At 58.4% G+C, this 14,437-nt stretch carries 5 protein-coding genes; all 5 read left to right on the plus strand.

What is annotated here, in order from left to right; all coding sequences use genetic code 11:
- Positions 1 to 137: 137 nt before the first annotated feature.
- The 5 genes from C1J03_RS07725 to C1J03_RS07745 all read left to right on the plus strand — a co-directional run bounded on the left by C1J03_RS07725 (position 138) and on the right by C1J03_RS07745 (position 14,418).
- Positions 138 to 1,595 carry a hypothetical protein gene (locus tag C1J03_RS07725; RefSeq protein WP_216825907.1) on the plus strand — a complete coding sequence of 486 codons (1,458 nt, stop codon included), beginning with the start codon at positions 138 to 140 and terminating at the stop codon, positions 1,593 to 1,595.
- 296 nt (positions 1,596 to 1,891) lie between these two features.
- On the plus strand, positions 1,892 to 8,278 hold the full coding sequence (locus C1J03_RS07730; RefSeq protein WP_114888908.1) for a type I polyketide synthase: 6,387 nt from the start codon (positions 1,892 to 1,894) through the stop codon (positions 8,276 to 8,278).
- Positions 8,279 to 8,282: 4 nt separating this feature from the next.
- A complete protein-coding gene (locus C1J03_RS07735; RefSeq protein WP_114885260.1) occupies positions 8,283 to 9,254 on the plus strand; it encodes a glycosyltransferase family 2 protein in 972 nt (323 codons plus the stop codon).
- Positions 9,251 to 13,723: a MupA/Atu3671 family FMN-dependent luciferase-like monooxygenase gene (locus tag C1J03_RS07740; RefSeq protein WP_114885262.1), complete on the plus strand. Its 4,473-nt coding sequence runs from the start codon at positions 9,251 to 9,253 to the stop codon at positions 13,721 to 13,723. The genes C1J03_RS07735 and C1J03_RS07740 overlap by 4 nt, the downstream gene beginning before the upstream one ends.
- Positions 13,720 to 14,418 carry a 4'-phosphopantetheinyl transferase family protein gene (locus C1J03_RS07745; RefSeq protein WP_114885264.1) on the plus strand — a complete coding sequence of 233 codons (699 nt, stop codon included), beginning with the start codon at positions 13,720 to 13,722 and terminating at the stop codon, positions 14,416 to 14,418. Before C1J03_RS07740 ends, C1J03_RS07745 begins: the two co-directional genes overlap by 4 nt.
- The last annotated feature ends 19 nt before the right edge of the window (positions 14,419 to 14,437 follow it).

The following is a 14,437-nucleotide window of genomic DNA, read 5'->3' on the forward strand; positions in this document are numbered from 1 at the left end:
GCACTACGGTAGATTTGCTAGTGTTTTCAATGCGTCTCATGATGTCGATAGACCAGTGTTTCTAAGATTTCGCCAAAGTAGCGTGATGACTTGATGATGCCTAGCGTGTAAATGCACAACGGTCGTTCAGGAGCAACATGCCAAACGCAATTGCATATCTCGCCTTATTGGCATGGCCCGCGGTTTGCCTTGTACTTTTTCGTACGCTCAAAGTTGAGCGCGCGTTGATCTGGTCAATTCTGGGCGGTTACCTGATTTTGCCACCTTTGGCCGAGTTCAATTTTCCACTGGTGCCCGCCATGGACAAAGTGACGATCCCGAATTTGAGCGTGCTCGCCATCATGCTGTTTGGGATGCGTGAAAAACTGCGATTGTGGCCCGACAACCGGATTGCACAGCTTTTGGTAGTTGGTCTGGTCCTCTGCACTATTCCAACCGTGTTGACCAATGGCGATGCGATCTTATTCGAGGTGCTGCAGGGTGCCGATCCGATTGTGTTCTTTGTCGACGCGCTGCCGGGACAGTCCGTGCGCGACATTGGTTCTGTGTTGATTGCGCAAGTCCTGACCCTTGTGCCGTTCTTGTTGGCGCGACAGTTTCTATCGACCGAAGCTGGGCTACGCGAGCTCTTGCTGGCGTTCATGATTGGGGCGCTGGCCTATTCAATCCCGTCGCTAACCGAAATCCGCTTGAGCCCACAAATGAACATTTGGGTCTACGGTTTCTTCCAGCACGACTTTGCCCAAACCATCCGAGGGCAGGGCTTTCGCCCTATTGTTTTCCTGCCCCATGGGCTGTGGTTGGCTATGTTTATATGCACTGGAGTGATTGCCGCTGCAGCTTTGGCACGGGCTGCACCCAATCAGGAACGCTGGAAGACGGTGATGCTGCTGGCCTATCTTTTTGTCCTCTTGGTCCTTTGCAAAAGCGCTGCGTCCTTAGTGTATGGCCTGTTCTTGGTGCCACTCGTATTGTTCGTGCCCACCCGGTGGCAAATTGGTTTGGCGGCAACATTTGCGGTAATTGCGCTGACCTACCCGATGCTGCGCAACTTTGGCATCATTCCGCTTGATGCAATTCTGGCACAGGCGGAGGCGTTCAGCCCCGAACGTGCGCAATCGCTTGGATATAGATTTTTTAACGAGGAGCAGCTTTTGGGCCGCGCTGCGGAAAAGCCTGCCTTTGGCTGGGGGGGCTGGGGGCGCAGCCTTTTGCGGGACTCTGAGACGGGAACGATCGTCACGATCCCTGATGGCCGCTGGATCATTGTGTTCGGTACCTTTGGCTGGCTGGGCTATTTGTCAGAATTTGGTCTGTTGGCTCTGCCTCTGATTTTGATGGGTGTGTATATCCGGCGTCAGCCTCAGGCAGCGTTGTCGCCTTTTGTCGGACCTGTCGCACTTATCTTGGGGATTACGATGATGGACATGCTGCTGAACGCAACCCTGACACCCGTCACGTGGCTCGTCGCGGGTGCTGTGTTGGGCCATGCCGAACGCCTCAGTCCTCGGGTGCCGCAAGCCCCGCCCCATGCGCTTCAAAGCCGCCCGGCTTTGGACGGCCAAGCCCGACCAGGGCCCCGCACGGTGCTGTGATACGATTCCAATTGAATGTGGCGCGATTGTTGCGGCGAAGTTGTCAAAAACTGTAGGGACATGGAATTGTTGTGATATCATACGTTACTACCGTAACGAGAGGTGCCGCTAAGTACATTGTAACATATGATTTATTTTGAAATTCGGCACCAAATCAGGCGGTTAGGTCTGTAAAAATCACTGTCTTTTGATATGCTTTAAATGGGGGCTCCGGCCTGCTTTTCGCAAGGTGGGCTAAGGGGTATACTATGGTCATGGACCACAAAAACGATCTTCGGCCTCTTTCGGGAGAGCCAATGGGTGCAGGAACAAGCACTGACATTGCCATTGTTGGCATGTCCGTCAACGTGCCTGGTGCTCAGTCTGTTGAGACCTATTGGGAAAACCTGCGCGACGGGGTGGAATCGATCCGGCGTTTGGATGACGCTGCATTGCTGGCCGCGGGCGAGTCCCTCGAAAAAATGCGCCGCAAAAATTATGTGCCTGCCGCTGCAGTACTCGATGGCTTTGAAGAATTTGACGCCGATTTCTTTGGCTTTTCCCCAAAAGATGCCGCGATCCTTGATCCTCAGCACCGCAAGTTTCTCGAAGTGGCGTGGGAAGCGATGGAGCAGGCAGGTCACCCACCTGAGACAATCCCCGGACCCGTTGGGGTCTATGCGGGATGCGGCATGGGCAGCTATTTCTATTTTAACATCTGCTCGAACCCCGACTTGGTGGATGACGTGGGCATGTTCTTGCTGCGCCATACGGGCAACGACAAGGATTTCCTCAGCACACGGGTCAGCCATGTGTTCGACCTCAAAGGCCCCTCGATAAACCTGCAAACGGCCTGTTCAACATCGCTGGTTGCGATCCATTATGCCTGTCAGGCGTTGCACGCAGGCGAGGTCGATATGGCGCTAGCGGGCGGCGTGACCATCGAGTTGCCGCAGGGGCGTGGCTATGAGTTCAAGGAAAACGAAATCCTTTCGCCGGACGGTCATTGCCATGCCTTTGATCACCGCGCGCAAGGCACTGTTTTTGGTTCTGGCGCGGGCGCAGTCGCATTGCGCAGGCTTGATGATGCGATTGCTGATGGCGATCACATCTGGGCGGTGATCAAGGGCTCTGCAGTCAATAATGATGGCGCGGCCAAGGCAGGCTATTTGGCACCGTCCGTGGATGGCCAATCTGCGGCAATCGTTAAGGCGCTGGATGCTGCAGGGGTTGCTGCGCAAAGTATCGGCTATGTGGAATGTCATGGCACCGGCACCTATCTGGGTGATCCGATTGAGGTTGCGGCCTTGACGGAAGCTTACCGCCAATCGACGCAAGCTGAGGATTTTTGCCGCATCGGCTCGGTAAAGACCAACATCGGCCATCTAGATACGGCAGCTGGCGTTGCCGGGCTGGTCAAGGCAGCCCTGGCACTACATCACGAGGCGATGCCGCCGTCGCTCGGGTTTGAGAAACCGAACCCCGCGATTGGATTTGAGGGCAGCCCGTTTTCGGTCAACGCTTCATTGACGCCGTGGCCACGGGGCGATGCGTCTCGGCGGGCAGCGATCAACGCGCTGGGGGTTGGTGGCACAAATGCGCATACGATCTTGCAAGAGGCTCCGGTCCGTGCCGCATCCGAAGAAAGCGATTTTCCGTTTCATCCAATGGTGGTTTCGGCCCGCAGCAAGGCGGCACTCGAGGCCAATACCGCCGCACTTGCGGCGCATTTGCGCGCCCATCCAGAACAGCCCATGGCAGATTTAGCGCATACGTTGAAAAACGGACGGCGTGGGTTTGAAAAGCGCCGCATTGTCGTCGCCGAAACCCACGAGGAAGCCGCCGCGGCGCTTGAGACAGGTGATACCCGACGGGTCTTTACCCATGATCATCTGGGCGAGGGCGCTCAGGTTGTGTTCATGTTCCCCGGTGGGGGCGCGCAATATCCTGACATGGCGCGTGATCTTTATGAAACTGAACCCGCTTTTGCCGAAGCGATGGATCAGGGGCTGGCACATCTGCAGGCGCAGCTGGATTACGACATTCGCGCCCTGTGGTTGCCGGAGCCTGAGGCCCGTGCGGCGGCGACGGAAAAGCTAAAGAAACCGTCGGTCCAATTGCCTTTGATTGCGATTGTCGAATACGCTTTGGCGCAGTTGTGGATTAGCTGGGGGGTCAAACCCAGCGCCATGGTTGGCCATTCGATGGGTGAAAATGTTGCTGCCTGCCTTGCTGGTGTGATGAGTTTTGAAAACCTGATTGATCTGGTGCTGCTGCGTGGTCAGCTCTTTGACAGCGTAGCCCCCGGCGGGATGCTGAGCGTTTCGCTCAGCCGTGCTGATCTGGAAGGCTATCTGAGCGAAGATCTGGACATTGCCAGCGTCAATGGCCCGCAACTAACGGCCGTGTCTGGCCCTGATGCGGCCCTTGCTGCATTGCAAGAGCGGCTAAGTGCGGATGATGTCGATTGGCAGCGCATAGCCATCGATATTGCAGCCCATTCGCGGATGCTGGAGCCGATCTTGGCCGAGTACCGTGCGTTTCTGGCCACGCTTGATCTGCAAGCCCCGCAGATGCCGTTTGTTTCCAATCGCAGCGGCCAAATGATCACTTCGGCACAAGCAACGGACCCCGACTACTGGGTGGGTCAGCTGCGCAATACTGTCAATTTCGCCGATTGCATTGATACGCTGGCCGCTGGCCCGAAACGGGTATTCTTGGAAGTTGGGCCCGGCAAGGCGTTGTCGTCCCTGGCCCCTATGTGTGCCGCCGTGGTACCGGGGCAAGTGCTGGCGTCCTTGCGGCACTCTGATCAAGACGTGGCAGATGACGCATATTTCATCGGCGTCATTGGGCGGCTTTGGGCATGCGGCGTCGAGGCGGATTGGGATCAGTTGTGGGGGGAGGCGCGGCGCAATCGGGTCTTGCTGCCGACCTATCAATTCCAACGCAGTCCTTATTTCATAGCCCCCGGCAAAGCGGTCGTGGAAGCCGAACCGGTCATCGCACGTTCAGATGACATGGCCGAGTGGGGCGCTGTCCCGCGCTGGACACCGCAGTTCGCGGATGTTGATGCCGATCTGGATGCGGCGCTACTGGCAGCAAAAGAAACGCGTTGGTTGATCTTTGCGGATGCCGGCGGTGTTGCTAACGCTGTGATCGCACGGTTGCAAGATGCGGGTCACCGGGTTGCGACTGTACGCGCCGGCGACAGCTTTGCTGATTTGGGTGAGGGGAACTTTACGCTGGCCCCTGAACAGGGCCGCGACGGCTATGATGCGCTTATTGCAGCGCTTAGCTTGACGGATATGGGGCCTGATCAGATCGGGCATTTCTGGCTGGCTGGGCAGGACGAAGACCACCGCCCCGGCAGCAGTGTCTTTGACCGAAATATGGAGCACGGGTTCTACAGCTTGATGTGGTTAGGCCAAGCGCTTGGCAGTCGCGATGGGGCTGATCCGGTGCATTTAAACGTCTTCACGACCGGCGCTGTACAGGTCCGAGACGAGGCGTTGGCCTTTCCTGAAAAAGCGATGATCAGCGGCCCCGCTGGGGTGTTGCCGCGCGAAGTGTCTGGGTTAACCTGTAGCACGGTCGATTTTGTGATGCCGGAGCCGCAGGTCGCATCCGGATTCTGGGCCCGTAAACCCGAGGACGTTGACACCCAAGACATGACCGACCGACTGATCGAGGATCTGTTGGCAACGCCGGTGAATGCTGTCGTCGCTCACCGCGATGCGCGGCGTTACGTGCAAAGCTTTGCCGCACAGAACTTGGAGGCAGCGGATGTCCCTGGTTTCCAACAGGGTGGTACATATTTGATCACCGGTGGATTTGGCGGCATTGGCCAAACCATCGCGGCACAGCTCTTGAAATCTTACGGCGCGCGGGTTGTCCTGCTAAGCCGGACACCGTTTCCACCCAAGGCGGAGTGGGCAGAATACCTGTCTTCGCGTGCGGCTGGAAACGCGACGGCGCAGCGTATTAGGGCGGTTAGACGGCTCGAGGCTCTGGGCGGTCAGGTCGACGTGCGGGTCGCAGATGTGGTTAACCTTGCGCAGATGCGCCGGGTGATTGAGGCACTGATGGCCGAGGGCAACATCGCCGGTGTGATCCATGCCGCAGGGGTTCTGGATGATGCGCCCGTGTTGGCCAAGACCCAAGCGGCCGTGGATGCGGTTTTGGCTCCCAAGGTCCAAGGCCTGCGGGTGCTTGATGCACTTTTGCCGGATGGCACGGTCGATCTGATGGTGCTTTTTGCATCAACCAGCACAGCGACGCGGGCGGCAGGACAGGTGGATTACGTTGCCGCCAATGATTACCTCAACGCGTTTGCGCGGTCGCGCAAAGGGGCGCAAACCCGCGTAGTTGCGGTGAATTGGGGTGTCTGGGCGGACGTTGGCATGGCCGCTGAAGCGTTTGGTGCTGAGACTGCGGGACCGCAGCCGGTGAACCTTCCTATGCTCGCAAGTAGCATGGTCAAGGCGGGCGGAGATGCCGTATTTGAGGCCTCCCTTGATGCCAAAGCGGATTGGTTCTTGGATCAGCACCGGATGGAAGATGGCACAGCCGTGATGCCTGGCACCGGGATGATCGAAGCCTTGGCCGAGGCGGCACAACTTCAAGGGTCGGCGACTGGGTTTTCTTTGCAAGACCTCTATTTCTTGCGCCCGCTAAGCATGAGCGAAGGCACCTTGCGGCAGATGCGTGTGCAACTACACCGCGACGGAGAAGGCTATGCCGCTGAGTTGCGCAGCGATGTCGTGTTTGAAGGCCGCGCGGGTTGGCAGCTGAATGCGCAGGCTCAGGTCGTGCCGTTGACGGGGACCGCCCCGGCGGTTGACCTGGATGCAATTGCCGCCAGATGTGGCCCCATCGAAGAGGCTGGCGCGACGCGTCTGCGGACCCCACAAGAGGCGCATCTGGCCTTTGGGGCGCAGTGGCAGGTTTTGCGCAGCCGCGCATTGGGCAAAGGCGAGGGGCTGGCGCGTTTGGTGCTTGAAGAAGCCCTGACCGACGGCCAAATCTTGCATCCTGGCTTGATGGACATCGCGACCGGTTGGGCGGTTGAACTCGCCGCTTCATATGATGCTGCGGACCTGTGGGTGCCTGTGTCTTACGGCGAGATCGCCATTCACGCGCCCTTGCCGCGTGAGGTGATCAGTTGGGTGCGCGCTGCTGCAGAAACGGCGCGCGACACCGCGCGGTTTGATGTGACGCTCTGTGCGCCCGATGGCACCGTGCTGGTCGAAGTGCGTGATTTTTCGATGACCCGACTGGTTGGCGGCTTTGCGGCGCAAACCGCAGCACTGGACCCTCGCGAGGTTGAATTTGACGAAGGCACCGGGGCCGAGCGCGTGCTGAGTGCGGCGGAAGAACGACTGGCCTATGCCGTCAGCCAAGGTATCATGGCTGCCGAGGGCCCTGAGGCGCTTGAGCGCGCTTTGTCTTCGGGCCGGTCGCAGATTTATGTGAGTGCGCTTCCGTTGGCAGCATTGGTCAAACAGGCCGATGCGCCGCCCGTTGAAATTAGCGCGGGTCAGAGTTTTGAACGGCCCGACTTGGACGGAACCTTTGTGGCCCCAAGCACGCCGACGCAAGAAAAACTGGCTGTGATCTGGTCCAATTTACTTGGTGTGTCGCCAGTAGGCGTCGAAGATAGTTTTTTTGATCTTGGCGGGCATTCATTGATTGCTGTGCGCCTTTTTGCCACCATCAAGCGTGAGTTCGGCGTGGAATTCCCGATCTCCGTTCTGTTTGAGGCCCCGACCATCGCGGGTTGTGCAGATTTGATTGTCGCTCAGATCGGTGAAGGGGAGGCCGGGGATGATGCCCCAGCCAAAGTCCCCGCGGGCCCAAGCTTTAGCTATCTGGTGCCGCTCAATGGGGTCAAAAATACCGCTGCACCGCTGTTTGTGGTCGCGGGCATGTTTGGCAATGTGTTGAACCTACGCCATCTGGCGTTGCAATTTGGATCAGAACGCGCGGTTTACGGGCTGCAAGCGCGCGGGTTGATCGGGGAGGATACCCCGCATGAGACTGTCCAAGAGGCCGCGACGGCGTATCTCGAAGAGCTGCGCCAGGTTCAGCCAGAAGGGCCCTATTTGCTATCGGGGTTTTCAGGCGGAGGGGTCACGGCCTACGAGATGGCGCAACGGTTGCGGGCGGTCGGCCAGGAGGTCGCTGTTTTGGCGCTGTTGGACACGCCGCTGCCGGTGCGCCCATCGTTGAGGCGACCTGACAAAGCTTTGATAAAGCTGCACGAACTGCGCCAGAAGGGCCCCAAGTACCTGAGTGAATGGGCGCAAAATCGCATCGCTTGGGAGCGTGAGAAACGCCAAGCTGGGACTACGGCACCGCAAGTTGGGTTCAACAACACCAAGATCGAAGCCGCGTTTTTGCGCGCTGTTGGCTGTTATGATACGCCTGCATGGGACGGCCCAATGACGTTGCTGCGCCCCGTGCTGGACTGCCATTACAAAGTGACGGGCGGCAACTGGGTATCAGCGGAACGAGAGTATGTTTTTGCCGACAATGATTGGACACGTTATGCGCCGCTGGTGCAGGTGATCGAAGTGCCGGGAGACCATGACAGCATGGTTTTGAACCCCAATGTCGTTGTCATGGCGTCTGAGCTGCGCGAGGTCATTGCCGAGGCGTTAGGTCTGGCGCAGGACTGGCAGCACGCGACGGCGGCGGAGTAGGGCGATGCACACAAGATTGCTTGTCGTTTTGTTAAATTTCCGCACGCCGGATATGACCTTGCGCGCCGCCGAGGCAGCACTTGCTGACATGGATCAACAGGGTGCTGAACTGGTCATCGTTGATAACGCGTCCGGAGATGGGTCGTTTGATAAACTCACCTCGGCAGTGCTGGCGCGTGGCTGGACAGTTGGCAACCGGGTTCGGGTCATTGCATCACCGGTCAATGGCGGTTTTGGCGCGGGCAACAATGTTGGCATTCGCGCAGGCATGAGCGACGGTGCGCCGGCTGATTTTGTCTATATCCTGAACTCTGATGCCTTCCCTGATCCGGGCTGTATCGGCACGCTGTTGTCGCATATGCAGGCCCACCCAAAAGTGGGCATCGCTGGCAGCCATGTGCGCGGCGAGGACGGTGTGGATCACTGCACCGCATTCCGCTTTCCCTCCATCGTCGGGGAGTTCGAAGGATCTGCACGACTGGGCGTATTTTCGCGGTTGTTTGCTGGGTCGGTTGTACCAATGGGCGTTCCACAAGTGGCGACGCGTCTGGATTGGACAGCGGGTGCCAGCATGATGCTGCGCGGCGAGATGCTTGAGCGGATCGGGGCCTTTGATGAGACCTTTTTCCTCTATTTCGAAGAGACCGATTTATGTCTGCGCGCGGCGCGCGATGGTTGGGAATGTTGGTACCTGCCCCAAAGCCGTGTGGTGCATATTGGGTCTGTATCAACGGGCATGAAAACTTGGGAACGTATGCCGCGCTATTGGTTTGATTCCCGTCGTTACTATTTTGTTAAAAATCACGGTAGGGCCTATGCGGCCGCAGCGTTGCTGGCGCATCTGACTGGCGGCGCTTTGCACCGGTTGCGTGCGCTTTTGGGCCGCCGCCACCCGCAAGATCCCCCTAGATTCCTTGGTGATCTGCTGGCCCATGCCGTCACATCACGCGTACCTGTTTCGGAGGACCGCACATGACTGCGAGTTTCAATCCCGCTGCCTTTTCCTGCGTCATCCTAGGAGATCAATCGCTGACCATTGCCTGCGCGGATATGATCTTAGCAGGCGGCCATAACGTTGCGGCGATCGTGACAGAAGATGCGGATGTGCGCCGTTGGGCCGAAGGGCTGGGCATTGCGGTGTACGGCGCTCCGCGCGATCTGGTTGGTGCTGGGCTTGACCCGTTTGACTGGTTGCTGAGCATCGCGAACCTGCGGATCATCCCTGATGACGTGTTGGCACTGCCGGGCAAAGGCGCTGTTAATTTTCACGACGGCCCGTTGCCACGCTACGCGGGGCTCAACACGCCTGCATGGGCGATCATCAACGGCGAAGCACAGCACGGTGTCAGCTGGCACATGCTGGAAGGTGGCGTGGATGAAGGCGATCTGCTGGCGCAGGTGTTGGTTGATATCGCGGCTGATGAGACAGCATTCAGCCTGAATTCCAAATGCTACGCAGCCGGGATGGAGAGCTTTGGCACAGTCATGGCACAGGTTGAAAGCGGTGCGCTTGCCCGTGTGGCGCAAGACCTGAGTTTGCGCAGTTATTTTGCTCGTGATGCGCGGCCTGTGCCATTTGGTTTGATCGATTTTACCAAAACCGTGGCACAGGTATCAGCGCTGCTGCGGGGGCTTGATTTTGGTGGCTATTGGAACCCGTTGGGCCTTCCTAAGGTCGCGTTGCAAGGCCGGGGAATGCAGGTGACAGCTGCTGAAGCCGCAGCTGGTTCTGGCGCGCCCGGAACGGTCTTGGATGTGGCGGATGGTGCCATTGTGGTGGCCTGTACAGACGGTGCCGTACGGTTGACGGGTGTTGGACTCCAAGATGTGGCAATTGGTGATGTGCTAGATGCTGCGGATGCGGCGCTAGAGGCCGCGCAAGATCGTGCAGCAAAGGGCGAGGGCCGCTGGCGGCATGCGCTGGGGCGGATGGAACTGCTTGGCGTGCCATTGGGTGGTGACGCGGGTGAAACGCTTGCACAAACCGTTGCGATCCCTGCTGGGACAAGTCGAGCCGAGGCGATTGCTGCTATCGGCACAATGGCGCTTTTGGGCGCTGGGCAGGATGCAGGTGATATTGGCGTTGCCGTGGAAACGGGCTTTGCCGGGTACCTCTCTGATTGGCTGCCGTTGCGCGTTGGGGACGGGGACGTTGCAGCGCAGCTGGACAAGATTGTGGGCGCGCAAGGCTTTGCCGTTGATCTGCCAGAGCGCGATACTCAGATAGTCGCAGGTCGCCCAGACATCATGCTGACGGATGGCAGGCTGGATGACAATTCGGTGCTGAGTATTGGCGTGATCGAGGCAGAGATCACTCTGACCTCATCGCAGCTGTCTCAACCGGCGATGGACATATTGGTGGCCCGCCTTGAGACGGCGCTGGCGGGCACATTGGAACCGCGTAGTTTGCCTGAAGCAGAGCGCACGCTGACCCTTGAGACATGGAATAATACAAAGAGGTCTTACGATCCGTCAACGTTGATCCACACTGCGTTTGAGGCGCAGGTTTCGCGTTCGCCTGATGCGGTTGCATTGGTTTTTGAAGGGCAATCGCTAAGTTACGCCGAGCTTAACGCCCGCGCGAACCGGGTGGCACATGTCTTGAGGGATATGGGTGCCGGACCCGGGATCCCCATCGGACTGAGCATCGCGCGAGGGCCTGATATGCTGATTGGCGCGCTTGGTATTCTAAAAACGGGTGGGGCGTATGTGCCGCTTGATCCCGGCTATCCTGCCGACCGGATCGCGCATTATATCGCGGATAGTGCAGCGCCCATCATTGTGACCCAAAGCGCGCTTGCTGATGGCCTGCCTAAAGGGGACGCGGCGCTTTTGGTGCTGGATACTGATGCGCGTCTGGACGGGGCCCCTGAGGGGAACCTGGACGTTGCGCTAACGGCCGAGAGACTCGCATATTTGATCTATACATCGGGATCCACCGGGACGCCCAAAGGCGTGATGGTCGGTCACGGCAATGTCGCCAATTTCTTTACAGGCATGGATGAACGGATTGACCATTCTGATGGCTCCGTCTGGCTTGCGGTGACCAGCCTTTCGTTCGATATCTCGGTGCTAGAGCTGTTCTGGACGCTGTCGCGCGGCTTTAAGCTGGTGCTTGCGGGCGATGACAGTCGCACAGAACTGAGCCGCGGACCTATCGCCGTGTCGGACCGCAAGATTGATTTCAATCTGTTTTATTGGGGTAATGATGATGGCGTCGGTCCAGCGAAATACCAGTTGTTGCTGGAGGGTGCGAAATTCGCGGATGCCAATGGTTTCAATGCGGTTTGGACTCCTGAGCGGCATTTTCACGCCTTTGGCGGCCCTTATCCGAACCCGTCGGTCACTGGTGCTGCGGTTGCTGCGGTCACGCAAAATCTGGACGTAAGGGCAGGGTCCTGCGTTGCTCCGCTGCATCATCCGGCGCGCATCGCCGAGGAATGGGCGGTCATCGACAACCTTACGAACGGGCGTGTAGGCCTCGCGATTGCCAGCGGCTGGCAGCCTGATGATTTTGTGTTACGCCCCGAAAACGCCCCCCCTGAAAACAAGCCTGCGATGTATGCGGCTATCGACCAGTTGCGTGCGCTTTGGCGCGGTGAAGCGGTCGAGTTTCCGACCAAAGACGGCACTCCCTTTGCTGTCGTGACGCAGCCGCGTCCCGTGTCCAAGGAGTTGCCTATTTGGGTGACGACGGCAGGCAATCCCGAGACGTGGAAAGAGGCAGGGCAAATCGGTGCCAACGTCCTGACGCATCTGTTGGGCCAGTCGGTGGACGAGGTCGCCGATAAGATCAAGATTTACCATGATGCGCTGCGCGGTGCGGGGCATGATCCAGCAGATCACAAAGTCACGGTCATGCTGCATACGTATTTGGCGCAAACCCGTCAGCAAGCCGAAGATATCGCGCGCGGTCCGATGAAGGATTACCTGCGGTCGGCTGCGGGGTTGATCAAGCAATACGCGTGGGCCTTTCCGGCTTTCAAGAAACCCAAAGGGGTGACGAACCCGTTTCAAGTTGACCTAGAGAGCCTGGATGAGATCGAGATGGAAGCGATCCTCGATTTCGCATTCGAGCGCTATTTCAATGACAGTGGGCTCTTTGGCACCATCGAGGACGGCGTGGCGCGCACAGAACAGCTTAAACGGATTGGGGTGGATGAGATCGCCTGTCTAATCGACTACGGTATCTCCGTGCCAGAGGTCATGGCGGGGCTTGTTCCGTTGGCCGAAGTCTTGCGCTGCGCCAATGCCGGATCGCAGTTGGAAGAGGATGATTATTCGCTTGCGGCGCAGTTGATGCGCCACAAGGTCAGCCACCTGCAATGCACACCGTCGATGGCACAGATGTTGGTGACCAATGACGAGACGCGCCATGCTTTGTCGGGCTTGCGTGAGATGATGGTGGGCGGTGAAGCCTTGCCGGGGGTGCTGGTTGAGGCGCTGCAATTGGCAACGCGAGGACGCATCCAAAACATGTATGGGCCAACGGAAACGACGATCTGGTCCACCGTTCAAGATGTCACCAAAAGCAAAGGCGCGGCCCATATTGGCACGCCGATTGCCAACACCCAAACCTATGTCTTGAACGACGTGCTGGAACCCTGCGCAGTAGGTGTTGCGGGCGAGTTGTATATCGCGGGCTACGGCGTCACGCAGGGGTATTGGAAACGCGAAGCTATGACGGCGGAGCGGTTTGTGGCCAACCCCTTTGGACCTGGCAAGATGTACCGCACCGGCGATCTGGTCGCTTGGACAGTGCACGGCACGCTTAGTTTCATGGGGCGTGCGGACGATCAGGTGAAAATCCGAGGCCACCGTATTGAGTTGGGCGAAATTGAAGCAGCCCTAGCAGCGCAGCCCGGCGTTACGCAAGCGGTCGTTGTTGCCCGTGATGCCGCAGGAGGCGCGCAGTTGGTGGGGTATGTCATCGCTGAAGCACCTGTCTCGGAGGATGCGTTGCGGCGCGCATTGTCGAGTACATTGCCCGATATCATGCTGCCGGCGCGGATCGTTACGATTGAGCGTTTCCCGCTGACGCCAAATAAAAAGATCGACCGAAAAGCGTTGCCCGCCCCACAAACGAAAACTGCCAGAGCAACGGCACCAAGTGCTCCGCCAGCGGATGATACCCAACGCGCGATTGCCGAGGTCTGGTCGCGCATCCTTGGGATTTCTCAGATACAGCCAGCGGATAATTTCTTTGCGCTGGGCGGGCATTCTTTGCTGGCCGTACAAGCACATAGAGACATCAAGGCGGCGCTTGGCGCTGATCGATTGTCGATCACCGACATTTTCCGGTTTCCTACGCTTGAAGGTCTGGCCGCCCATATGGGCAAGGGGTCCAGCGCGCCTGCAGCCGTCGAAGAACCAGCACCCGACCGGTCCGAGACGATGTCTAAACGCAAGGCGATGCGCGCCGGGCGTAGCAGGACTGGCGTATGATTGGGACCACAGCGCGGATCGATCCGCAGCTTGTGGCAGCCCTGACCGGGTCCATTTTTCCTGCGGGCGTTGGGATTGCCGCGCGCGATCCGGCTGGCGTTCCTGGCGCGGTCGATCCGTCTGAAGCTCCGGCGTTAGAAGGGGCGGTGCCGCGCCGAAAGGCCGAGTTTTATGCAGGCCGCGCGGCGGCGCGGGCGGCGATGGTCCAGTTAGGTTTGCCACCTTTACCTGTGCCAAGCGATCTAGATCGTTCCCCAATTTGGCCGACCGGGTTGGTGGGCACCATTTCGCATAGTGTGACAGCTTGCGTGGCGGTCATCGGCGCGTCGACGCAGTGGTCATCGCTTGGAGTTGATCTTGAAGAAGATACGCCGCTGGCAGCTGATTTGATGGACGTGGTTTGCGGTCAGGCGGAGCTGACGTGGTTGGACGAGCAACCAGCGGCAGAGCGCGGTTTGATGGCAAAGCTGATCTTTTGCGCCAAAGAAGCGACTTATAAGACGCAATATCCGTTGACAGGTGCCGTGTTCGGGTTTGACCATCTAGAGGTTACGATCAACAGGGCCGAGACGGAATTTAGCGCGTGTTTCCTAGCTCCCGCAGGGGAATTTGTTGCCGGAGACGTGCTGGCTGGCCGGTTTGCGCATGCCGCTGGTATGCTTGTGACAGGTGTTGCACTGCAGCAGGGCGGCTAAAGCGGCGATCAAGGAAAGA

This window comes from Sulfitobacter sp. SK012, assembly GCF_003352085.1.
Classification (GTDB): Bacteria; Pseudomonadota; Alphaproteobacteria; order Rhodobacterales; family Rhodobacteraceae; genus Sulfitobacter.

Excerpts from the sequence above, each read along its gene's own strand:
- C1J03_RS07725 (WP_216825907.1), top strand. The coding sequence starts at position 138 with ATGCCAAACGCAATTGCATATCTCGCCTTATTGGCATGGCCCGCGGTT.
- C1J03_RS07730 (WP_114888908.1), top strand. The coding sequence starts at position 1,892 with ATGGGTGCAGGAACAAGCACTGACATTGCCATTGTTGGCATGTCCGTC.
- C1J03_RS07735 (WP_114885260.1), top strand. The coding sequence starts at position 8,283 with ATGCACACAAGATTGCTTGTCGTTTTGTTAAATTTCCGCACGCCGGAT.
- C1J03_RS07740 (WP_114885262.1), top strand. The coding sequence starts at position 9,251 with ATGACTGCGAGTTTCAATCCCGCTGCCTTTTCCTGCGTCATCCTAGGA.
- C1J03_RS07745 (WP_114885264.1), top strand. The coding sequence starts at position 13,720 with ATGATTGGGACCACAGCGCGGATCGATCCGCAGCTTGTGGCAGCCCTG.